This is a genomic window from Candidatus Hadarchaeales archaeon (genome assembly GCA_038736355.1).
In the GTDB taxonomy this organism is placed as follows: domain Archaea; phylum Hadarchaeota; class Hadarchaeia; order Hadarchaeales; family WYZ-LMO6; genus WYZ-LMO6.
Genome location: JAVYML010000001.1, coordinates 57,163 through 77,415, shown reverse-complemented (window position 1 = coordinate 77,415; position 20,253 = coordinate 57,163). Strand labels below are relative to the sequence as shown.

Sequence of the window (20,253 nt, the reverse complement as noted above, 5' to 3'; positions counted from 1 at the left end):
ATAAAGAAGAAACGATGAAGGCGGTCTCCCTGGATCTGGACGGCACCATCGTGGACATGAGCTTTGCCAACAAGGTGTGGCTGGAGGAGATACCCCGAGCCTACTCCCTCAGGCACGGGCTTCCGTTGGAGGAGGCCAAGAGGGTGGTGAAGGAAGAGTACGATAGGGTGGGGGATGGAAGACTCGAATGGTATGACCTCCAGTACTGGCTGAAGAAGTTCGACCTGAGGGTGGATCCCCAAGAGCTCTTCGAGCGCTCAAAGGGGGCGGTGAGGGTGTATCCCGAAGCACCGGAGGTACTCCGTTGGCTGAAGGAGAGGGGGTACAGGCTCCTCCTCCTCACCAATGCTCCTAGGGAGTTCGCCTCCTTCCAGCTGAGGGTGCTGGGTCTGGAGGATTGCTTCGACCGCTTCTTTTCCTCCTTTTCGGATTTCAGGAAGATCAAGAGATCGGAGGAGACCTACCTCACGATCCTGAGGGAGTGCTCCCTTCTCCCCTCCGAACTCGTTCATGTGGGGGATCACTTCGAGCACGATTACCTGGTTCCTAGGAGGGTGGGGATAAGGGCCTTTTATCTAGACAGGAAGGGGAGGACCTCTGGGGAGTTCGTGGTAAGGGACTTAAGGGAATTCAGGGATAAGCTGGCCAATGGCTTCGGGTAGGTGGTGGGATGAGGGTAAGGGCCCATGTCTACGTGAGCGGTAAGGTTCAGGGGGTCTTCTTCAGGTACAGGACCAGCGAGCTGGCTTCCAGGCTGGGAGTGGGTGGATGGGTGAGGAACTTGCCCGATGGGAGGGTGGAGGCGGTTTTTGAAGGTGAAAGGGAGAAGGTGGAGGAGATGCTGAACTTCTGCAGGAAGGGTCCTCCGGGAGCGAGGGTGGATGGGGTGGAGGTAAGGTGGGAAGAACCCAAGGGGGAAGAGGGCTTCAGGATAAGGTGGTGAGATGAGGGTGAAGTCCGTGGCGGAGGTAATGGAGGAGATGCGTCAGAAGTATCAGAAGTATCCCTCCCTGAGGAAAGAATGGAGGGTGCTGATGGGAGGGGACGACTACGGTTACGGAGACCTCTTCTTCCACGCGCCCGGACTGGGGCTTTGGCAGATCAAGGGGGAAATGGTGAGTCCCTTCGAGCTCCTGGGAGTGGGTGCCAAGTTCGCGGTGAAGAGGATGGATGAGGAGATAAGGAGGGTGATGGAGGAAGGGGAGCCCGTTCCTTTTGGTCTGGCTTCCTTCCATCCTTCCTCGAGGGACAAATTGGTGATAGCCTCCGGGATGGGATGTCGCACGGAGTCTACCCGTACCCTTTCGGATTTCCTCTCCGAGTACCAGAAGGCGGGAAGGGAGCTCAGGAGGAAGCTGGAGGAGCTCAAGAGGAGGCTGGGAAGGGGTGGAGAGTATCTCTGAGAACAACCCCTTCCAGCTGCTCCTGAAACCCCTCAGGAGCCTCTTGGAGAAAAGGGGCTTCTCCGAACCCACACCCCCCCAGAGATTCGCCCTTCCCAAGATTCTAGAGGGGAAGAACGTCCTCCTGATAGCCCCGAGTGGATCGGGGAAAACGGAGGGGGCCTTTCTCCCCGTTCTCCATCTCCTCCTCCTCTCCCAGCCAGAGGGGAAGGGGGTGAGGATCCTCTACCTCACACCCCTGCGGGCGCTCAACCGGGACATGCTCGAGAGGCTGGAATGGTGGTGCAGGGCGCTGGACCTGAAGGTAGCGGTGAGACATGGAGACACCCTTCCCTCGGAGCGCCAGAAGCAGGCCCTCGTCCCCCCCGAGGTCCTCATCACCACTCCCGAAAGCCTGCAGATCTTGCTGGCGGGGAGGAGGCTCAGCGGCCACCTGAAAACCGTGAGGTGGGTGATCGTGGACGAGGTACACGAGCTGGCGGATAACAAGAGGGGGGCCCAGCTTTCCCTCTCGCTGGAGAGGCTAAGGGCCCTCTGTGGGGATTTCCAGATCGTGGGGCTCTCGGCCACGATAGGCTCCCCCGAGGAAGTGGCCCGTTTCTTGGTGGGGGAAGGAAGGGAGTGCGAAGTTGTGGACGTGAGCATGGAAAAGGAAATGGAGCTCGGGGTGGTCTATCCCAAACCTACGGAAGAGGACAGGGAGCTGGCATCCAAGCTCTACACCTTTCCGGAGGTGGCGGCTAGGCTGAGGGAGATCAGGAGGCTGATGGAAACCCACGGCTCCACCCTCCTCTTCACCAATACCCGTCCCATGGCGGAGATCCTGGCCAATCGTTTCAAGCTCTGGGATGTGAAATTTCCCGTGAGCGTTCATCACGGTTCCCTCTCCAGTTTCTCGAGGGTAAGGGCGGAAAGGGGACTGAAGGAGGGCGAGGTGAAGGGGCTGGTGAGTACTTCCTCCCTCGAACTGGGGTTGGACATAGGAAGGGTGGATCTGGTCATCCAGTACAATTCCCCCAGACAGGTCACCCGTTTGCTCCAGAGGGTGGGGAGGAGCGGCCACAGGCTGGGAAAGGTGGCTAAGGGAATAGTGGTGGTTCAAGACCCGGACGACATGCTGGAGGCCATGGTCATCCTCTCGCATGCGAGGAGGAAGGAACTCGAGCCGGTGAAGGTCCCAGAAAAGCCCCTCGACGTCCTCCTCCATTCCCTGGCCTCCCTCCTCCTCCGGAGGAGGAGGGTGGAGGTGGAGGAGGTGGTGGAGCTCTTCAGGAAGGCCTATCCCTTCAGGGGGCTGGGGAAGGAGGAAGTGCTGAAGGTCGTGGAATTCGCACAGGGTTTGAGCGGGAGGTTCCTCAGGCTCTCGGAGGATGGAAAGGTGGTGGAAAGGGCGGGACCACCAGCGAGGCTCTTCCAGTATTATTTTGAGAACCTTTCGATGATCCCCGACCTGAAGCAGTACTTGGTGGTGGATGACGAGAGCGGACAACCCGTGGGGGTGCTGGACGATTCCTTCATGGCGGAGTACGGAGAGCCGGGAGTGAAGTTCACCTTGGGAGGGGAAATCTGGAAGATCGTTCAGGTGTTCTCCTCGAAGGTCTACGTGAAGAGGGATGAGGATCCCGTGGGGGCGGTTCCGAGCTGGATAGGGGAGGAAATCCCCGTTCCCTTTTCCGTGGCGCAGGAAGTGGGGAGGATCAGGAGGAGAGTGGAAGAAGCCTTCCTCCAGGGAAGGGGGGAAGAAGAGGTGAGGAGGGAACTGGCGAGGGAGTATGGAGTGGAGGAAGGGGAACTGGAGTCTCCCCTCTCCGAGATGTTTTCACAGCTGAGGGAAGGTCTCCCCCTCCCCACGGATAGGAGAGTGGTGGTGGAAAAGGTGGGGGAATTCTGCGTGGTGGGGGCATGCTTTGGCACCCTGGTGAACCGCACCCTTGCGAGGTTCTTGGCCCAGACCCTTTCCTCGGAACTGGTGGAGACCGTGGCCTCAAGGGTGGATCCCTATCGTTTGGTCCTGCGCTCCCCTTCCCTCGATCCCGAAAGGGTGGTATCCCTGCTCAGGAGGGGGAGGGAGGAGGACCTGAGGGAAATCGTGGAGGGTAGCAGGTTCTTCAGGTGGAGGTTGGTTCAGGTGGCGAGGAGGATGGGAGTCCTGAGGAAAGAAGTGGAACTCACCCATTCCCTCGTGGACAAGCTGATGGTTTCCCTCAAGGGTACTCCCGTATTCGAGGAAACCTTCAAGGAAGTGGTACAGAAGGATCTCGACTTGGAAAGGACGGCCGAGGTGCTTCGCCTCATGCGTTCGGGTGAGATAGAGGTGAAATCCCTTGGGGAGAGGGACCATCCCACCCCCCTCTCCTATCAGATCTGGAGGCAGCACAGGGTGGGAATGGAGCCGGCCGTCCCCGGGAGGTTGAGGCTTCTGGTCGTGGCCTCCGCACGGGCGAGGTTGCTGGGGGAAGTGAGGACCTTTGCCTGTGTCTCCTGCCGTTCTTGGTTCAGGGAGCTTCCCCTCCACGAGCTGGAGGAGAGGCCCAGGTGTCCCAGGTGCGGAAGCGCGGAGATAGGGATGGCGGAGGAGCCCGAGGAGGAGGTGAGGAAGGCGGCGGAGCTGGCGGAGAGGGGAAGGGAGGGGGAGGTCTGGAAGAAGGTGGTGGAGAGCGCCAGGCTCCTCTCCCGATACGGCAGGCTAGCGGCCCTGGCTCTGGCGGGGAGGCACATCACCCCCAAGGCGGCGGAGGAGATCCTGAAGAGGGAGAGGGAGTTCTCCACCTCCTTCATAGAGAGGGTTCTGGAGAAGGAGCGCGAGGAGATGCTGAGGAGGTGGGGCAAGTAGGCACTCTTGAGGTCCTTAATATCCCGGCTTTGAAGGTTATTGATGTACTACGGGAGGGTGTTGGGGGAGCTGAACCGAAGAAAAGTGAGGTACCTGATAGCTGGCGGAATAGCGGTGAACCTGTACGGTGTGCCCAGAGCCACAGCCGATTTGGACCTTCTCCTCCAGCCGGGAGCACGCAACCTGGAGAAGTTCTTGGGAGCGATGAGGAGGCTATAGACCCAGAGTGCCAGTCACCTTTGGGGATATCACCGTGGAAAACTTGGAGAGATGGAGAAAGGAGAAAAACAGGAAGGCTTTCAGCTTCAAAAACCCGCGGGTACCCTACGAAGGAGTAGACCTGATCCTGGATCATCCCCTGGACTTCGGAAAGGCCTATGCTAGGAGGGAAGTGGTGGGGGCGGGGAGGATCACCATTCCCCTGGTCTCCGGAGGGATTTGAAGCTCAAGGAGTATTCCGGACGCTTCCAGGATCTCTCCGACCTTGAGGCCCTGGGGAAGGTGGAGAGGATGGGGAGGATGGCGAAATGAGGGGAAGGGGCTCCCGGTATGTGGTGAGCGAGGAAAAGCTCAGGGAGTACCTGAAGCTCTCCCCTAGGCAGAAGCTGGAGTGGCTGGAGGAGATCAACAGGTTCCTGTACTCCTGTATGCCCGAGGAAGGATTGCGGAAAAGTTCAGGGCAGGGGAGATCTAGACAAGGGTTGGGGAAGGATCAGACCTTTAGTTTTTCCCCGCCCGAGGGGAGAGGTGGAGGATCTGAGAACGGTACTGGTGGTGGGGGTCAACACCAGGCCCGTGGTGAAGGCGGCTAGGGCCCTGGGCCTGAGGGCATTGGCAGTGGACCGCTTCAGGGACCTGGACCTCTGCTCCCTCGCGGAGGCTGTTTTCCCTCCTCCCCCTTCCCTTCCACGGGAGAGGTTGGATTGGAAAGAGCTCTGTTTCAGGGCCTTAGAGGAGCACGAGGTGGACGCCGTGCTCTGTACTTCGGGCATGGAGCATCAGCCGGACTTGTTAAGGGAGTTGGAGAGGAAAGGACTGCTCGTGGGCAACGGATGGGAAAGGGTGAGGAGGGCGAAGGAGGACCTCTTCCGCGTCGCCTCGAGGTTGGGTCTTCCCTTTCCCCCCACCGAGGAGGTCAAGAGTCCGGAAGAGGCGGAAGAAAGGGGGGAGGAGCTGGGTTATCCCGTACTCCTGAAGCCCCTTTTGGGTGGAGGGGGAAGGGGGATTTTCTTGGCCAGATCGGGTGAAGAGGCGAGGAAGGGTTTCGAGCTTGCCTCTTCCCCTTCGAAGAGGGTGGTGGTACAGAAGTACTTGCCGGGAAGGAATGTCAGCGCCAGCCTGCTCTGTGGAAGGGGGGAGGCGGTTTGTCTGACGGTGAACGAACAGCTGATAGGTGAGGCTTGGCTTTGCGCCCCAAGCCCCTTCTCCTACTGTGGAGGGGTGGTCCCCTTGGAGGATGGGGAGGAAGTGGAGAGGGTTAGGGAGTACGCCGAGGTCCTGTGTTCTGAGCTGGGATTGGTGGGAAGCAATGGTGTGGACTTCGTTCTTTCGGGGGGGGAGGCTTGGGTGGTGGAGGTGAATCCTAGGTTTCAGGGAACCTTGGAGCAGGTGGAGGGAGTGCTGGGAATAAACTTGGTGGAGGAACATTTCAGGTGGTGCAGCGGTGGAGGAGGGAAATACGGAGAGGCGAGGGGCTCTTCGGTCAAGCTCGTTCTGTACGCTCCGAGGGAAGGAACGGCACCGGACCTGAGGAAGTTCCCCGGTGTGGTCGATCTCCCCTGGAAGGGACAGGGGATAGGGAAGGGACAACCGGTCTGCAGTGTGCTCGAGTTCGCACCGAGGAGGGAGGAAGCGCTGGAAAGCGCTAGGAGAACGGCCGAAGAAATCCTGAGACTCTTGGCTTAGGGTGCCAGGATTTCCTTCACTTCCTCCTTTCCCACCCTGCCCAGGTGAAGGGAGGTGGCGAGGAGAACCCCTGAAACCCCCATCCTCTTGAGGAGTCTGAGGTCCCCCATGCCCCTCACCCCCCCTCCCACCAGGAGGGGGAGATGGGTAAGGCGCAGGACCCTTTGGAGGAGGGCGAGGTTGGGGCCCGTTGAAGTGCCTACCCTGTCCAGGTTGAGGAGGAGGAGCTCGGAGACCCCCTCCCTTTCGAAAGCCTGGATCACCCTGGCCACCGGACCCTTTACCTCTTCGGAGCGGGCTACCACCCTTCCCCTCCTCAGGTCTAGACTTCCCACGAGGGGCAGACCATAGTCCAGGGCCTTCCTCACTTCCTCGAAGCTCCTGAGGGTTTCCGTGGCCATCACCAGCTTCTTCACCCCCGCCTCGGCGTAGGGTTTGGCATCTTCTGCCCGCTCAAAACCGGCATCCACCATTACTTCCGCCCCTTCCCTCACCACTTCGGAAAGGGAAGGAAGGTTGTTACCCGTCTTTTCGATGGCGTCCAGATCGGCGAAGTAGAGCTCCCTCAGGTTCAGGCTGAAATAGCCCTTCACCAGCGAGAGGGGGGAGGAGTCTTCGGCCAGCACACTCCTCACGGGTCTATATTCTTTCCTCCTACCCCCTATGGCATGGACGGCCATCCCTCCTCTCACATCCAGCACGGGAATGAGCTTCACTCCACCACCGGAACGATCTTGGTCCCGAGGGTCTCCCCACCCCTGAGGGCTTCTTCCAATCCCTCCATCCCCTTCACTCCCACCACCCAGCAGGTGATCCTGTTCTTTTCCAGAAGATCGGGAAGGAGGGGATCCACCACGTTCGTTCCCATTTCCCTCAGTTCTTTCGTGGTCAGGACCCTCCTCAGCCTTCCTCCTTCCCTTATCCCCTCTATCCCCTTTACCAGCACCAGCGTATGGCATTCCACCTTCCCACAGACCCAGGCGGCAATGGAATCGGAGGTGAGCCTCCAGGACCTCTCTAGCTTCTTTTCCTTCCTGAGTTCGAGAAAGGGCAGGAAGACCGTTCCTCCCTTCACCTCCTTGAGGGAGGTAACGCACCTCCATCTCAGGAGTTCCCTCAGGAGGATCCCATAGGCTTCCATTCCCAAGATGGCCATCCAGTGGGCTACCTCTTCCGAAAAGCCCAGCTCACGCTGGAGTTCCCTCACCGTTTCCACCATCCTCCCCCCTCCCGGAACCACCACCAGATCGTAGTCGTCGGAAAGCAGGCGGAGGAGGGAGCAGACCTTCTTCAAGGCCTCCTCCTTTTCCTGCAGACTTCCCCCCACTTTCACCACGGCATCCGTCCGACCACCTCCTCGACCAGTTTGCCCATGGAGAAGGCCGGGGTCATGAGGGCCGCTTCCTTCCCCCATATCCCTCCTAGATCCACCACCTTCTTGAATCCAGCCCTTAAGGCAGCTTCCCTCCCCACGATCTCTCTTCCTACCCCCGTGACCACCACGGGGCAGCCCTCCAGCCCATACCTTTTCTTCACTTTCCCCATTTTCTCCGCCACCTTCTCCACCTGTTTCCTATGGAGGATCCTGGCGCACTTCCTGAGGAAGTTCCTCCCCACCTCTTCCGGATCGGAACAAAAGATCCTTGCCAGCCTCCTCTCGCAACTCTTCACGTCTTTTCCCCTCCCATCGGGAGTTTCACACGTGTATTCCTTCGGGTTTAGCTTGCCCAGGAGGAGATAGACATCCCCCATCACCGCGAAGTTCTCCGCCGCCATCCCTATTCCCTCCACCTCTCCCAGTACGCAGGCCACGGGGGTGCGTATGACCCCCGTATAAACGAGTTCTCCTCTCTTGAGTCTCTGGAAATCCGTGCTTCCCAGGTTGGCCACCCTCCCCCCCACGAGCGGGATGAGATCGGTGGTCGTGCTCCCCACATCCACGAGGAGGGAATCGGGAAAATCCCTTGCCACGACGAGCCCACTGGCTACCCAGTTGGAAGCTGCCACAGAAAGGGGATCGGATAGGACCTTTCTCATCCCCACCAATTCACCACCGAGGGTGAGGAAAAGAGCCTTTCCCTTCCACACCCCCCATACCTCCTTGGCCAGTTCCTTCACCCCCTCTTCCCTCGTCTCAAATACATCGGCCAATTCACCCGTCATCACCACCCCCACCCTCTCCGGTCCCCACCTTTCCAACTCTCTGAGGAGGTCTCCCACCTTCTCCCTTTCCTTCCAGAGGGGAAGGTAGCGGAGGAGGGAGGCTTTCACCCTTCCCCCTTCCAAGAGCACGGCTTTGGTGTGGGCTCCGCCTAGGTCAATACCCAGGGAAGACATCTCCATAGGTCTGTGGGGAAGGGTATAAGGAAGGCTTGCGATGGGCTAATATGGACTAAAAAAAGAGTTTTTCGATGTTATCGGAACTTCCAACGGAAGTGAAGAAACTCAGGAAGGAGGAGCTCGATAGGGAAATCCTCAGGGCGGGAATGATAGCGGAGCTGGATGCCATCAACTTCTACGAGCAGATGGCCGCGATGGCTAACAGCGAACTGGTGAGGAAGCTACTGCTCGACATAGCTAGGGAAGAGAAAACCCATCTGGGGGAATTCCAAGCCCTCCTCTTGGAAAAGGACAGGGAACAGGTAGGGGAGCTGGAGAAGGGTAAGAAGGAAGTGGAGGAGCTCAAGAGCTCCAAGCGCTGAACCTTTTCCTCACTTCCTCCCTCGTTTCCTCCATCCTCTGGAGAGCCTCCTTCAGGTCCCTTCCCCATCCCACCACCACCATCTTGAAGCCCTTTTCCGTGGCCACTGGAGGGGTGAGGAGACCCTCCACTTCCTCCATTCCCTCCATCCCTCCGGGGGGAAGGGGGGGAGCCTCCAGGATCCTCACACAGGCCTCCCCCCCGATCGAACCCTTCCCCCTTCCTTCCACCAACATTTCGGCCAGGTTTCCCCGGAGGATCCTCACCAGGGCGAGGAAGGAGGTGGTGGGGCGGGGATTGAATTCGATGAAGTACGGTTTCCTCCCCACCACGAGGTCCACTCCGCAGATCCCCTTTGCTCCTAGGAGCTGGGCGCTCTTCCTAGTCATTTCCTTGCACTGCCTGGAAAGGGAGGGTGGGAGCCTCAAGGGCACATCACTTCCCAGATAGCGGATGTTCCTCCCGAGGGAGAGCACCTGTCGATTGAGGGAGAGAACGAAGGGCTCCTCACCCACCAGCAGGCAGCAGCTCGCGGGAATTCCCTCCACGAACTCCTGGAAGAATTCCCCTTCCTTCCTCCTTTTCCCGAACCTTATCCCCTCCCCGCCCGCTCCCCACCTGGGTTTCACCAACCATTTCCCCGAGCGTGGAGGGATGAGCGTGGAGGGTGGGAGGTTGATCCTCCCCCTCAGGGCGAGGTAAGTGAGCCACTTATCCCCCATCCTCCTCGCCCCTTCCCTGTCCGTGCCCAGTACCTTCACCCCTTTCCTCTCGAGCCATCCGGTGAGTTCCACTAGCTCTCTGGGAGGGGCGATGGGAAGGGCGACTTCGGGAAGGGAGGGGGGAAGGGAGCTCTCCACCCTTCCCGGCAGAAAATCCCTGAGCCAGCGGAGGTTGGGGTGGAGGAGGGAAAGGGGTTGGAAGCCTGCCTCTTCGAACTGGGAGGCCATCATCCTGAGGAGGGCGAAACCCTCAGGCAGGAGGGAGGGGGATCCTCCGAAGGAGGAGGCGAACTCCAGGAGGAGAACTTTCATCGAGGAAGATCCTTCAGCAGCCCTTTCAGTCTTCCCACGAGTTCTGGTGAGAGTTTCCCCCCCCTCCCCGAAGGACAGACGGCCCCCCTGACGCCTATCACATCCGCCAGTCCCTTCAGTTTTTCGATTTCCCTTTCCCCAAGGGAACCCGAAAGGGCCACCAACAATCCCATCGAATGTGCCTTCTCGGAGAACTCCTTCAGCTCCGAGAGGGAAAGGAAGGAGGGAAGGGGTTTACCGTCCTTCACCGCCGTGTCGAGCATGACCACCCTTGCCCCGGCTTCAGCGGCCAACTCGGGTAGGAGGAAGGGATCTAAGGTCCCAGCCCTCTCGAAGTCCCCATAGGCACATGCAACGGCTTCTCCCTTCCCCCAAAAGTCGACGGTCCTCACCACGGCCTTTAAAAGGGAAAGGGCCTCCTCCCTCGTCCTCGGTCCCTTGAGCCCGATCTTTACGAAATCGGCGCCAGCCTGCAGGGCCCCCAGGCAGGCCAGGGAGGCACTTCCGGGGAGGGAGGGGAAGTCACCTATGGTGGCGCTCAAGGGAAAGGAAGGGAGGAGTTTTCTGACCTCCGAGATGATCCAGGGAAAGGCCGCCCCAAGAGAACCTTCAAGTGGGTTCTTCACGTCCACGATGTCTGCACCCCCCTTAACCGCCTCCAGGGCCTCTTCCACGTCCCTCACGCTCACGAGGAGAAGGGCCATGCTCTCATCCTTGGAGTGGTCCGCTATAAAATAGCTGCTTAGAAAAGCTCTCCTTCCTGCACGTAGCTCCTTCCGGTCTTCAGGGCTATCTCCGCCTTCTGCAACTCCCTTCCCAGATAGGCGGCATGGAAGGGGTCGGTTATCCCCTCCTCCAGGATCCTCCTGCAGAGACCCTCCGCGCTCTTTCCCCTGAAGACCACCTCCGCCCTTTTCCCCCGATAGAGCACGGCCCTTATCTCCCCTCCCTCCACCCTTATCCTGAAGAAGCTCTCCCCAAGCCTCAATGGGGTTTCCATGGGTTTTTCTTCCAGAACCTTGGCTCCAGCCTCCGGGGAGGGATCGTAGGGTTCCTCCCTCTTCCTCTTCTCTTTGAAGAAGAGGAGATCCAGTCCCAAGTCCTTGGGCACGGAACCCCTCTCCCTGGCCAGGAGCATCATGTCCCTGGCCCTCCTCAGCTCGCCCACGCTTCCCTCCGTTTTGTCGCTGGCTTCCGCGGTCAGGAAGAGGCTGACCCCTATCTCCATCCCCATTCCCGCAAGCAGGGCCATCATGCCTGGGGAATCGGCGTCGCAGAGTTCCACCACGTTCCCTACCCCCATCAGGAGGGGTAGCTCGGGCCTCTCCTCCCTCACTTCCGCCAGCACCCTCACCGAGTCCAGGAAGCCCAGGTTGAGGGGTTCCAAAAGGGGATCTGCCACCACCTTCTCGAAACCCCTCTTCCTGGCCTCCTCCACCAAGTCCAGCAGTTCCCTCTTCCTCTTCCCCCTCTCCACACGCGGTGGGACGAGTACCACGGCCGTTTCGGCTTTATCGAACTTCCTCAGGGAAGAGCGATCGAGGCTTAAAACCAAGTCCGCCCCCTCCTCCACCGCCCGGGAGATTTCTTCGAGGTTGAAGGTATCGATGCTCACGGGTACCCCGAATTCCTTCTTGAGGAGGGAGACCAGCTCCCCAGCCTTTTCGGGGAAACTCCTTCCAGCCACCATCCCCACATCCAGGATCTCCGCCCCCTCCTCGAGATACCTCCTCGCCCTTTCCAAAACTTCCTCTTGGGGGAGGAGGGGGGCGTCCACGATTTCCGCCATCACCCTCGGGGGGAAGGATCCTCCTATCCCCAGCCCATCCAAGAGGAAGGCCCCCTCTCCCGGATTCTCCTCAGCCTTTCTTTCCACCTCCTTCAGGAGTCTCTCCGCCCTTTTCCTCGCCTCCTCCCTCAGGAGTTCGCAGGCCGGGACTTCCTTTGAAAGCTCCACTTCCCCAAGTTTTTCTAGGACCAAGGGCAGGTCAGCGGCATGTTTGGGGCCTCTGTAAGTGGGAATCCCTATCCTCCTCTCCACCTCGGAAGGGTCGAACCTTACCATTCCTGGTAGGAGGACGAGATCGTAGCCCTTGGTTCCCTTCTTCTCCAATTCCCTCACGGCTAGGGAAGGTGTGAGGAAAGTGGCGACGGGAACGGGGGCCACCACCACCTCCGCTTCCACCCCTTCCACCTTGGAGTATTTCCTCACGAGGGAAGAGGCGAGCCTTCCCGTGAGGAGGAGAACCCTCATCCGATCATCCTCTTTTCAACAGCCCCCAGAAGCTCTTCAGCCGTTTTGGCCTCCTGGGAGGAGGGGGAAAGGCGGAGACATTCCTCCACCATCCTCCTCAGCTCCTCCATCATCCTCCTCACCTTCAAACCCCTTTCCTTCGCGACCAGGATTCTGCTGGCTATCACCGCGGCTTCCAACAGGAGGAACTCGGACCTCAAGAAGGGTTTCACGTACTGTGAGAGTACCTCCACCCTTTCCACGAGGCAGGTCACCCTTGAGGTCCTTGAGGGTCCCAGCTCGTCCTCCACCTCCTCTTCCTCTATCCTTTTCACCCTCAGGTTCGCATATCCTCTCATCCCCTTCAGCCTGGGAACCTTGCCCGGAGGGGAGGGGAGGAACTCGAGTTTGGGTGGGGAGAGAAGTTCCCTGAGGGCCAATCTCACGAGCAAGTTCACGTCGTCCGTCACGTTCAGTACCCCTTCTCCCTCCCTCTTGAGGTTGGAGAGGGAAGTGGAGGGATGGAAGAGTAACATTTCCACTTCCTCGCCCTTGAGTCTAACCCCCACGGTGGCAGCATGGGGTGAGGAGTCAGGATTGAGGGTGGAAAGGATTACTTCCCCCGGAGCCTCCCTTAGACCAAGTGCTTGGGGTGAAACCATCAACAAGCCTCTCCTTTCCCCCTATTTAGTGGTGGGGTTAGGGTCTTATCCCTTCTAGGAGGAGGGCCAGCATCCAGGAGGAAGCGGTGAGGTCGGCGGTGGTTCCCGGGTTTATGTCTTCTCCTTTGAACTCTTCATCCAGTTCCTTCACCATCCTCCTTCCCCTCTCCGTCAGCATTCCTCCTTCCTCCAGCACCCTTCTGGCCTTCTGTGAAGCTTCCTCCGCTTTCTTCCTTCCCTTGATTCTGGCCACGAAGGTATCGGGACGGAAGGCCAGGAGTTCGAGGAAGGTTTGGACGGTGGTGGTGTTGATGTGGTTCGTCTGTCGATAGATCCTGACGAGGGTGGGATAACCGAACTCGAAGGTTATGGAATAATCGGTTACCCACTCCCTCGCCACGTCATCCCATCCTGAGCAGATCCTCATGACTTCGTAAGCTGAGATCCCCCTCCTCCTCAGCTCTTCTTGAGAACGTGGATCGTTTACATCGAGGTCCTCAAGCTTCCCCAGCCCGGCGGGCTCGGCGAGGAGGACGGTACGGTAAAGCCCCACGGCATCCTCCGGGGTAGTGGCTTTGAGGAGCTCGGAGAGGCGCCGGCGAAGGGATTCCCCCCCTATCCTACCCTCCTCTGCTAACACCCAGCCGGCGGCGGCAGTGAGGGGGGTGAGGAGGAGGATCGTTCCCAGGTTGGTGTTTCCATCTTTTTGCCATTTCCTAGTTTCCCTCATGGCTTCCTCCATGATCCCCCCCAGTCCCACCTCCTCCTTCCGCAGTTCCCCCTTCCCCACCGAGAAGCCCCTGCGGGCGGCGAGGAGCATGGCGGGGCCTATCGCGATGGTGCTGGCCACGAACTGCTCGAAGGTGGCATCCGGAAAGTCTGAGGTGCGGTGCACGTTTCCGGGCTTGGGATGACCGCACACCTCGAGGGCGGAGGAGAGCTGGGCCATCCTGGCCAGATCCTCGAGGGTGAGCATCTCCGATTTCTCTCCTCCCTCCATAAAAGGGGCCCTCTTGGAGGGATGGCTCAGAGCTTCTTGAGGACCTCCAGGAGCTCTGAAAGTTCGGGCTTGCTGATCCTGTAGTAGGTCCTCCTCCCCTCATTCCTGCTGGAGACCAGACCGCACTTCTTCATCAGCCTCAGGTGGTGGGAGATCAGCGGCTGTTCTTTCCTGAGTTCCCTCACCAGCTCGCACACGCACTTTTCCCCCTCCCCCAGAAGGAGGAAGATCCTGTACCTGGTCTCGTCGCTTAAACATTTCAGCACCCTGAGTTCTCGGGTACCCATCTTAGTTCCTCTCCCCTCAGCCGAAAAAACCTCTTGTTTTTCTGCAAAGGAACACCAGGAAGAGCATGAGGGGTACCTCCGTCAGCACCCCTACCACCGTGGCCAGGGCAGCCCCAGACTCCACCCCGAAGAGGGAGATGGCCACGGCGATGGCCACCTCGAAGTGGTTGCTCCCCGCTATGATGGCGGCTGGGGCGGCGTCTTCGTATCCCAAGTGGATGATCCTGGCTACCACATAGGATGCCGAAGACCAGGAGGATGTTGGCGAAGATCCCGGCGGTGATCATCCCTATGATGCCCGGTATCTCGGTGATGAGGTGCCCCTGGTAGGCGAAGAGGATCACTAGGGTGATGAGGAGGGCGGCGATGGCCATCCTGCCGAGCGCCGGCACCAGCCTTCTGCTGAACCACTCCTCCCCCTTCCGCTCCAGGACCTCTCTCCTGGTGTAGTACCCCGCGACCAGGGGGGTGCAGATGTAGACCATCACCGAGAAGGCTATGGTTTCCCAGGGCACCCTTATCCCCGAGACTCCCAGCAGGAAGGTGGCGAGGGGGGCGTAGAGTAAGACCATGGTGAGGGAGTTGATGGCGGTCATCACCAGCGTGTGTCCCATGTTTCCCCTCGCCAGGTAGCTCCACACCAGCACCATGGCCGTGCAGGGGGCCACCCCCAGCAGGATCATCCCGGCTCTACTGCTCGACCTGTTCGGGGGAAAGAAAGCCTGAGAAGACTCCCGCGAGGAAGAGCCAGGCGAAGAAGGTCATGGTGAAGGGCTTGACGGCCCAGTTCATGAAGAGGGTGAGCCCTATGGGCTTGGGGGAGCGGCTGGCCCTTTTGATCTCCTCGAAGCTTATCTGGACCATGATGGGGTAAATCATGGCGAAGAGGCAGGCCGCGATGGGGATGGAGACGTGGGCCACCTCCACCTTCGCCAGGGCGTCGGAGATTTCCGGGAAGGTCCGGCCCAGAAAGATTCCGGTGAGGATGCAGAGGGCCACCCACACCGAGAGGTACTTTTCCCAGAGACCCAGTCCCCTTTTCACCACCATCTTTTTTGCCTGAAAGTCGGGGGTCTGGTGCTTGGGCATCGTTTTCATCAATATAAATTTATATAAAAGTTTTTTGGTGAAAGCTACCATTATATTCTAGGGGAGACCAGAGAGCTGGATGGTGGGGGTAAGGATAAGGGAGGAGAAGTGCACAGGGTGTGCAAGGTGTGTAGAGGTCTGCCCCGCCGGGGTCTTCGGGCTCGAGGAGGGGAGGGGAAGGAAGGTCGCGAAGGTGGTGAGGGGGGAGGAGTGCTGTGCCTGTAGGGCATGCGAGCTGAAGTGCCCAGAGGGGGCCATCGAGGTGGAGGGATACCAGCTCCTGAAGGTGGATCCTCCCCCCGACTATCCTCCCGAGGAAGGGAGATACCTCAGGGGCAACGACTATTCCCCGGTCGCGGTCTGTGCCATCTTGGACACCTACGACTTCAGGATACCGCCAGAACTCCTGAGGCTCGTGGAGGTGGGCGTGGAAGCGGGTGCTGCCCTGGCGGGAACCCTCCAGACCGAGAACATAGGGATAGAAAAGCTGGTGGCCAACGTGGTGGCAAACCCCAACATACGCTACCTGGTGCTGTGCTGGAGGGAGTCACAGGGTCACCTGCCTGCCCACTCCCTCCTACAGCTGGTGGAGAAAGGCGTGGCCAACGACAAGCGCAGGACCATCCTGGGGTCTAGAGCCCCGGCCCCCTACCTTCCCAACCTCCCCCTCCGCTCCATCGAGAGATTCAGGAAGCAAATCACCATTGTGAACCTCATCTCGGAGGAAGAACCTAGGAGGGGAATGGATCCTGAAAACGTGAAGAAGGCCGTTTGGGCCTGCCTTCAGGAGAAGCCCGTGGAGTTCATGGGGTACACCCTCTGGGATCCTGGGGCCTGGCCCGAACCACCCATCTGCGAGAAGCTCTCCATGAGAGTGAGGGAGCCCTGGAGGCCTGAGCTCACCGAGGAGGAAGCCGATACCTTGGAGCGCATCAGGAGGGCGGCGGAGAGGATTGGGAGGTCTCGTCGCTCTGAGTAGCTTCCCCCTGCTCCGCCGGAGACTTTTCCCCCCTCACTTCCTTCCCCAGGAGAAGGGTGAGGAGGGTCTGCTGGTCGATCTCCGCCCTGGTCCTCCACCCCACATACAGAGTCCCCTGTTCATCCTCCGAGAGGTAGCCCATCCTGATGAACTTCTCAAGCGTGGGCTCCACCCTGAACTTGGGAAACTTCTCCTCCAGGATGCTCTCCACCTCCCTGAAGGGTGCCTTCCCTCCTTTGGCCAGTAGGTGGGCTAAGGTCACGGTGAGCATGGCCATGTCGTCTATCCTCCAGCCGAAGGTCCTGGCCTCCGTGAGGGTGGGATGACCTTTCAGGGTGAGGAAGTACCTGTCGCTTTCCGGCTCTCCACCCTCACTCACCTTCTTGATGGTGAGACCAAGCTTTCCCACTTCTTCCTCCAGCACCTTCAGCACCTGCTCGTACTCCCTTCCCAGGGCCCTCTTCAGCTCCCATCCCCTAGCTCCAGGTTGGGCATGGTGTTTGAAAAAAAGGAGCTGGGCAGCCCTAGCCAGCTTCTCCCTCAGCTCGGCCTCCCCTTCCACGTTTTCTCCTCCATTTTTCCCTTGAAATAGAGACGGGAAGGGACATGCTCTCCTCCCTCCGCTGGGGAGAGGAATAGGGGAAGAGGATCATGTCGTCCTCCAAGGGTTTCAGTTCCATCCCGGCATAGCCATAACTCACCAGAAAGCTCACCAGCCAGGCCCTCCTCACCGTTTCCTCGAAAGTGGGAGCGGATATGAACTTCCAATAGGATATGCCCCTTCCGCCAACCTTCTTCAGTTCCTCCCAGAGTTCGTTGAGCAACCTCTGGAATTCCTCCTTACTCACTATTCCCATCCTGGAGAGTTCTTCCACAGAGAGTTCCCCCCTCCCTTCTCCCCCTCCTTCCAGCTCCCTTCTTCTCTCCTCCAGAGGTGGAAGGTTGGTCCAGTACTCTTTGGCCTCAGAGAGGGCTGGTGGGGAAAGGATTTCCAGTTCCACGATGGGATGCCATGCCCTCACAAAGATTTCCGCAAGGTCGCGATTGGACATTACCTGGACCTTCAGGGAAATCAGAAGGGGATCCAAATAGAGAAGGGAGGATCGATGTTTGATCCATTCTCCTTGGTGGAGGATTACCTCGGTGAGACCGAGCAGGGCTTGCAAGTCCAGATAGAGGTCCTGTAAATCCTTAAGTTTGGGGAGGAGTTCCCTCAACCTGCGCAGGAACTCCCCTACCTGGACTTCGAAGGGATCCAGCTCATGCTTCCTAACACTCTCGCAAAGGTCTATTACCCTCAGGAGTAGTTCCCTCTTTTCCTTACGCACCCGTCACCACCCTTACCTGGGAGACACCCCCCACGTTTTGGACCATGATGATGTTGGGTACTTCTTCCACCCCCAAGAGGTAGCCCGGAGTTATTACCAAATATTGAACTTTTTCCCCCTTGGTGGCTTCTATGAGAGAACGGAAGATGGTTTCCCTATTGCGTGGGTCGAGGTGGGTTTCGAATTCGTCCACCGCCCTGACGGGGGATTTGATCTGCTTTTGAAGGGCGAGGAGGAAGAACATGATGGCGGTGGTTCTCTCACCACCGCTCTGGGTATAAGCATCGAGGAGCTGGGGGGTGGTACCCCTGAAGCCCACGTAGAGTTCGAGCCCGGCGCCCTCGATATCCTCGGGATTCACCAGCTTAAGGTCCCCCCTCGCGTTCACCCTTTCCAGCAATTTCACGTATTCTTCCCTCACCTGATGGAGGAGCTTCTCCACTTCTTTCCTCCAGCGCCTCTTCCTTTCTTCCACTTCTTCGAGGGCCTTCCTGCGGTTTTCCTCCGCTATTTTTGCCCTCTCCTTCAATTCCTCCATGGTGGCCTTGTAGTTCAGGTACATCTGCTCCACATCTGGTGAAACCTCTCCCAAGGTGCTCAGATGGGCTCCCACTATCTTCAGCTCCTCCAGCACCTCTTGGGGTTTTCTCTTCGTTTCCACCCTTTCCCCCACGCTTTCGGCTTCCCTCCTGAGAACCTCGAGCTCCCTCCTCACCCTTCTCATCTCCCCAGAGAGGGAGTCCATTTCCTTGCGCAGGAGATCCTGTCTCATCTCTAGAAGGGCTTCCCTCACCCTGCTGTCCACGTAGGCTTTCCTCTTCTCCGAGAGCTCCCCCTTCAGCCTGGCAATCCTTCCCCTGATCTCCCCTATCCTGGCTTCCACCCTTCCCCTGTCATAACTGAGGGGGAAGGGCAACGTGATCCCCGAAAGTTTTTCGGCCAGGGTGAGGTAGATTTCCCCTTCCGCCCTGAGTTTTTCGCCCGCGATCAGTTCCTCGTAGGAGGCCTCCAGTTCGAACTCCAACCTGCTTATTTCTCCTTCCAGTCCCTCCACTTTTCTCCTCTCCTTTCCCGTTTCCTCCCTCAGCTCCTCCAATTGGACTCTCAGTTCTTCAAGGTCGGTCTCCAGTTCTTGGAGTTCCTCTTCCTTCCTGAGGTACTTGGACCAAAGGTATTCCGCCTCCAGCTCCTTCTTCCTTTTCTCCAGTTCCCTCCTCCTCTTCAGGCGCTGGTATTCGCCCTCCCAATACTTCAAGGTCTCCTCCGCCTTTTCCAACAGCCTCTTCACAGCCTCCTCCTCGCTGAGGGTGTGGGAGAGCTTTTGCATGGCACTTAGGATGTTTTCCCTGTATTCATGCAGCCCCACGGCCTCCTCCACCAACTTCAGCCTTTCCTTCATGTCTATGGCTCCGAAGGTATCCACCATATTTTGGTGCATGATGATGAGCATGTTGTCGGGGTTGATGGAGAGATGTTTCAGGAACCTGAGTAGTTCCCCTTTCGTGATGCCCTTAGAATTTATCTCGTGCCAGTAGGTCCCATCCTTGCTGAGGTAACGGGAGAGCACTACCGTGTCGGTGGGGAAGTGGGGGAGGGGCCTCTTTCCGTCCGTAGGAGAATTATCGAAAACCACGCTGACCCTGGCTAGGTCCTTACCCCTCTGGATCAGGTCGCTGAGCTTCCTGGACCTCTCCGTATAGGTTTGTCCCAGCGCCACGGAAAGTCCCAGGAGGATGGAGGATTTCCCTGCCCCGTTGGGACCACATATGAGGTTCAACCCTGGCTTGAGGGGGATCCTGCTGTAGGAATGGCTCATGAAGTTTTCTAGGATGAGCTCCCTGATCGTATTCATCACCTCAGCAGTATGCTCTTCCCATGTTCTTAAAAGATGGGTGGAGGAGGCGTTGGGAATTAAAGTTTGAAGGGAGAATATTGCCGGTGTTCCGATGGTTCTAGCGGCAAAGATCTTTGAGATCAAGGAAAAAATGGAGTTGCCCCTGATGGCCCGTAAGCTGAGGGACTTCAAAGAAGTGGAACCCTATGAGAGCGGGGGCAGGAAGCTCGACCTCACGACGGAAATCTTGGATTTGAAAATGGAGGGGGGCAGCCTTGTGGGTGTTTTCAGTAGGGATTTCATCCTGAGCAGATATTATCGTAGGGGTTTGGTGGAGGTACCGGTTACCGAGGAGGTGCCTTTCTGGATAAGGCCCTTTAAGGGGAGGAATTTTCTGACGGTTCTAGCCCCTTCGAGGGCTAGGGGTGTGAAGAAACTCCTCACCAATTACGTGGCCAACAAGCTGAGCGAGATACTCTTCCTGAAAACGGGGGCCATCGTGGAAGGAAGGATCACGCACGAGACTTTGAAAGAATTACATGAATCCAATCCACAGGCCACCAAACTCATTTGGTTCGACGATATAGATATCCCAAACGTGGGAAAGGTGGCCCTGGCTGGATCGGCCCTAGCCGACAGCAAGCTTTACAGGGAATATCTAGAACATGGCAAGATTTGGTATGCCGTCTTCGAATTCCGCAAGTACAACATGGTGGTGGGAATTACCAGGAATTGTGTAATAACCACCTTCAGTAGGGTGGAACTCAAGGATTTTCTCGACTGTGTGTTTGGGGAAATCTTACCCCTTATCTCTTGATTTCTTTCTTTTGGTTAGTTCCCTATTCAGTTCCTTACCTGAGGCCATAACCTCCGAAGCCAGCAAGAGATCCACCATCTTTTTCTTTTTCCTTGGAATGTTCTCCTCTTTTTTTTCGGAGAGGATTCTTTTTTGAGTTTCGGAAGGC

General features: G+C 58.2%; 24 protein-coding genes. 10 read left to right on the top strand and 14 right to left on the bottom strand.

What is annotated here, in order from left to right; translation table 11 throughout:
* Positions 1–14: 14 nt before the first annotated feature.
* The 7 genes from QXG22_00400 to QXG22_00370 all read left to right on the top strand — a co-directional run bounded on the left by QXG22_00400 (position 15) and on the right by QXG22_00370 (position 6,141).
* Complete coding sequence (locus QXG22_00400) at positions 15–662, top strand: HAD family hydrolase (protein MEM0358462.1); 648 nt, start codon at positions 15–17, stop codon at positions 660–662.
* Positions 663–670: 8 nt separating this feature from the next.
* Positions 671–943, top strand: coding sequence for an acylphosphatase (locus QXG22_00395; GenBank protein MEM0358461.1), 273 nt, complete (start codon positions 671–673; stop codon positions 941–943).
* A gap of 1 nt (position 944) precedes the next feature.
* Positions 945–1,403 carry a hypothetical protein gene (locus QXG22_00390; GenBank protein MEM0358460.1) on the top strand — a complete coding sequence of 153 codons (459 nt, stop codon included), beginning with the start codon at positions 945–947 and terminating at the stop codon, positions 1,401–1,403.
* A complete protein-coding gene (locus QXG22_00385; GenBank protein MEM0358459.1) occupies positions 1,387–4,236 on the top strand; it encodes a DEAD/DEAH box helicase in 2,850 nt (949 codons plus the stop codon). Before QXG22_00390 ends, QXG22_00385 begins: the two co-directional genes overlap by 17 nt.
* A gap of 42 nt (positions 4,237–4,278) precedes the next feature.
* Entirely contained in the window at positions 4,279–4,455 is a 177-nt protein-coding gene (locus QXG22_00380; GenBank protein ID MEM0358458.1) for a hypothetical protein, read from the top strand.
* A gap of 7 nt (positions 4,456–4,462) precedes the next feature.
* Positions 4,463–4,678: a hypothetical protein gene (locus QXG22_00375; protein ID MEM0358457.1), complete on the top strand. Its 216-nt coding sequence runs from the start codon at positions 4,463–4,465 to the stop codon at positions 4,676–4,678.
* Positions 4,679–4,983: 305 nt separating this feature from the next.
* Positions 4,984–6,141 carry an ATP-grasp domain-containing protein gene (locus tag QXG22_00370; protein ID MEM0358456.1) on the top strand — a complete coding sequence of 386 codons (1,158 nt, stop codon included), beginning with the start codon at positions 4,984–4,986 and terminating at the stop codon, positions 6,139–6,141.
* Here QXG22_00370 and QXG22_00365 read toward each other — a convergent pair.
* The 3 genes from QXG22_00365 to QXG22_00355 are packed head-to-tail and all read right to left on the bottom strand — an operon-like array spanning position 6,138 to position 8,478.
* Entirely contained in the window at positions 6,138–6,857 is a 720-nt protein-coding gene (locus QXG22_00365) for a HisA/HisF-related TIM barrel protein (protein MEM0358455.1), read from the bottom strand. The genes QXG22_00370 and QXG22_00365 overlap by 4 nt on opposite strands.
* Positions 6,854–7,474: a hypothetical protein gene (locus QXG22_00360; protein MEM0358454.1), complete on the bottom strand. Its 621-nt coding sequence runs from the start codon at positions 7,472–7,474 to the stop codon at positions 6,854–6,856. Before QXG22_00360 ends, QXG22_00365 begins: the two co-directional genes overlap by 4 nt.
* Positions 7,471–8,478: a hydantoinase/oxoprolinase family protein gene (locus QXG22_00355; GenBank protein ID MEM0358453.1), complete on the bottom strand. Its 1,008-nt coding sequence runs from the start codon at positions 8,476–8,478 to the stop codon at positions 7,471–7,473. Before QXG22_00355 ends, QXG22_00360 begins: the two co-directional genes overlap by 4 nt.
* Positions 8,479–8,552: 74 nt before the next feature.
* Between QXG22_00355 and QXG22_00350 the strand changes: the two genes are divergently transcribed.
* Positions 8,553–8,843, top strand: coding sequence for a ferritin family protein (locus QXG22_00350; protein MEM0358452.1), 291 nt, complete (start codon positions 8,553–8,555; stop codon positions 8,841–8,843).
* Here QXG22_00350 and QXG22_00345 read toward each other — a convergent pair.
* Genes QXG22_00345 through QXG22_00310 form a run of 8 tightly spaced genes read right to left on the bottom strand, consistent with a single transcriptional unit; the run spans position 8,824 to position 15,147 of the window.
* Positions 8,824–9,876 carry an ATP-grasp domain-containing protein gene (locus tag QXG22_00345; GenBank protein MEM0358451.1) on the bottom strand — a complete coding sequence of 351 codons (1,053 nt, stop codon included), beginning with the start codon at positions 9,874–9,876 and terminating at the stop codon, positions 8,824–8,826. The two genes, QXG22_00350 and QXG22_00345, sit on opposite strands and share 20 nt — an antisense overlap.
* Positions 9,873–10,580 (bottom strand): (5-formylfuran-3-yl)methyl phosphate synthase, encoded by a 708-nt coding sequence (locus tag QXG22_00340; GenBank protein ID MEM0358450.1) that lies wholly within the window; start codon positions 10,578–10,580, stop codon positions 9,873–9,875. The genes QXG22_00345 and QXG22_00340 overlap by 4 nt, the downstream gene beginning before the upstream one ends.
* 38 nt (positions 10,581–10,618) lie before the next feature.
* Complete coding sequence (locus tag QXG22_00335) at positions 10,619–12,130, bottom strand: dihydropteroate synthase-like protein (GenBank protein MEM0358449.1); 1,512 nt, start codon at positions 12,128–12,130, stop codon at positions 10,619–10,621.
* Positions 12,127–12,771, bottom strand: coding sequence for a DUF447 family protein (locus QXG22_00330; GenBank protein MEM0358448.1), 645 nt, complete (start codon positions 12,769–12,771; stop codon positions 12,127–12,129). The genes QXG22_00335 and QXG22_00330 overlap by 4 nt, the downstream gene beginning before the upstream one ends.
* A 37-nt stretch (positions 12,772–12,808) precedes the next feature.
* The gene (locus QXG22_00325) at positions 12,809–13,747 is read right to left on the bottom strand and encodes a triphosphoribosyl-dephospho-CoA synthase (GenBank protein ID MEM0358447.1); all 939 of its coding nucleotides are present in this window, start codon (positions 13,745–13,747) and stop codon (positions 12,809–12,811) included.
* A 50-nt stretch (positions 13,748–13,797) separates the two neighbouring features.
* Positions 13,798–14,058 carry a metalloregulator ArsR/SmtB family transcription factor gene (locus QXG22_00320; GenBank protein ID MEM0358446.1) on the bottom strand — a complete coding sequence of 87 codons (261 nt, stop codon included), beginning with the start codon at positions 14,056–14,058 and terminating at the stop codon, positions 13,798–13,800.
* A complete protein-coding gene (locus QXG22_00315) occupies positions 14,031–14,741 on the bottom strand; it encodes a bile acid:sodium symporter (GenBank protein ID MEM0358445.1) in 711 nt (236 codons plus the stop codon). The genes QXG22_00320 and QXG22_00315 overlap by 28 nt, the downstream gene beginning before the upstream one ends.
* 7 nt (positions 14,742–14,748) lie before the next feature.
* Positions 14,749–15,147 (bottom strand): hypothetical protein, encoded by a 399-nt coding sequence (locus QXG22_00310; GenBank protein ID MEM0358444.1) that lies wholly within the window; start codon positions 15,145–15,147, stop codon positions 14,749–14,751.
* Positions 15,148–15,226: 79 nt separating this feature from the next.
* Between QXG22_00310 and QXG22_00305 the strand changes: the two genes are divergently transcribed.
* Positions 15,227–16,126, top strand: a complete 900-nt coding sequence (locus QXG22_00305) for a tetrahydromethanopterin S-methyltransferase subunit A (GenBank protein MEM0358443.1) — start codon at positions 15,227–15,229, stop codon at positions 16,124–16,126.
* Here the strand turns inward: QXG22_00305 and QXG22_00300 are convergent.
* From QXG22_00300 to QXG22_00290, 3 genes are read right to left on the bottom strand one after another with little or no spacing between them, the layout of a single operon-like run.
* Positions 16,080–16,688 (bottom strand): hypothetical protein, encoded by a 609-nt coding sequence (locus tag QXG22_00300; protein ID MEM0358442.1) that lies wholly within the window; start codon positions 16,686–16,688, stop codon positions 16,080–16,082. The two genes, QXG22_00305 and QXG22_00300, sit on opposite strands and share 47 nt — an antisense overlap.
* Positions 16,651–17,454 (bottom strand): hypothetical protein, encoded by an 804-nt coding sequence (locus QXG22_00295; protein MEM0358441.1) that lies wholly within the window; start codon positions 17,452–17,454, stop codon positions 16,651–16,653. Before QXG22_00295 ends, QXG22_00300 begins: the two co-directional genes overlap by 38 nt.
* Positions 17,447–19,306, bottom strand: coding sequence for an AAA family ATPase (locus tag QXG22_00290; protein ID MEM0358440.1), 1,860 nt, complete (start codon positions 19,304–19,306; stop codon positions 17,447–17,449). Before QXG22_00290 ends, QXG22_00295 begins: the two co-directional genes overlap by 8 nt.
* Before the next feature lie 94 nt (positions 19,307–19,400).
* On the opposite strand from QXG22_00290, the gene QXG22_00285 reads away from it, so the two are divergent.
* Positions 19,401–20,105: a hypothetical protein gene (locus tag QXG22_00285; GenBank protein ID MEM0358439.1), complete on the top strand. Its 705-nt coding sequence runs from the start codon at positions 19,401–19,403 to the stop codon at positions 20,103–20,105.
* Positions 20,106–20,253 lie beyond the last annotated feature (148 nt).

Coding starts and splice junctions, on each gene's coding strand:
- QXG22_00325 (MEM0358447.1), bottom strand. CDS start 13,747: ATGCTCACCCTCGAGGATCTGGCCAGGATGGCCCAGCTCTCCTCCGCC.
- QXG22_00400 (MEM0358462.1), top strand. CDS start 15: ATGAAGGCGGTCTCCCTGGATCTGGACGGCACCATCGTGGACATGAGC.
- QXG22_00355 (MEM0358453.1), bottom strand. CDS start 8,478: ATGTCTTCCCTGGGTATTGACCTAGGCGGAGCCCACACCAAAGCCGTG.
- QXG22_00340 (MEM0358450.1), bottom strand. CDS start 10,580: ATGGCCCTTCTCCTCGTGAGCGTGAGGGACGTGGAAGAGGCCCTGGAG.
- QXG22_00320 (MEM0358446.1), bottom strand. CDS start 14,058: ATGGGTACCCGAGAACTCAGGGTGCTGAAATGTTTAAGCGACGAGACC.
- QXG22_00345 (MEM0358451.1), bottom strand. CDS start 9,876: ATGAAAGTTCTCCTCCTGGAGTTCGCCTCCTCCTTCGGAGGATCCCCC.
- QXG22_00315 (MEM0358445.1), bottom strand. CDS start 14,741: ATGATCCTGCTGGGGGTGGCCCCCTGCACGGCCATGGTGCTGGTGTGG.
- QXG22_00310 (MEM0358444.1), bottom strand. CDS start 15,147: ATGCCCAAGCACCAGACCCCCGACTTTCAGGCAAAAAAGATGGTGGTG.
- QXG22_00350 (MEM0358452.1), top strand. CDS start 8,553: ATGTTATCGGAACTTCCAACGGAAGTGAAGAAACTCAGGAAGGAGGAG.
- QXG22_00335 (MEM0358449.1), bottom strand. CDS start 12,130: ATGAGGGTTCTCCTCCTCACGGGAAGGCTCGCCTCTTCCCTCGTGAGG.
- QXG22_00305 (MEM0358443.1), top strand. CDS start 15,227: ATGGTGGGGGTAAGGATAAGGGAGGAGAAGTGCACAGGGTGTGCAAGG.
- QXG22_00380 (MEM0358458.1), top strand. CDS start 4,279: ATGTACTACGGGAGGGTGTTGGGGGAGCTGAACCGAAGAAAAGTGAGG.
- QXG22_00390 (MEM0358460.1), top strand. CDS start 945: ATGAGGGTGAAGTCCGTGGCGGAGGTAATGGAGGAGATGCGTCAGAAG.
- QXG22_00290 (MEM0358440.1), bottom strand. CDS start 19,306: ATGAATACGATCAGGGAGCTCATCCTAGAAAACTTCATGAGCCATTCC.
- QXG22_00330 (MEM0358448.1), bottom strand. CDS start 12,771: ATGGTTTCACCCCAAGCACTTGGTCTAAGGGAGGCTCCGGGGGAAGTA.
- QXG22_00285 (MEM0358439.1), top strand. CDS start 19,401: ATGGTTCTAGCGGCAAAGATCTTTGAGATCAAGGAAAAAATGGAGTTG.
- QXG22_00395 (MEM0358461.1), top strand. CDS start 671: ATGAGGGTAAGGGCCCATGTCTACGTGAGCGGTAAGGTTCAGGGGGTC.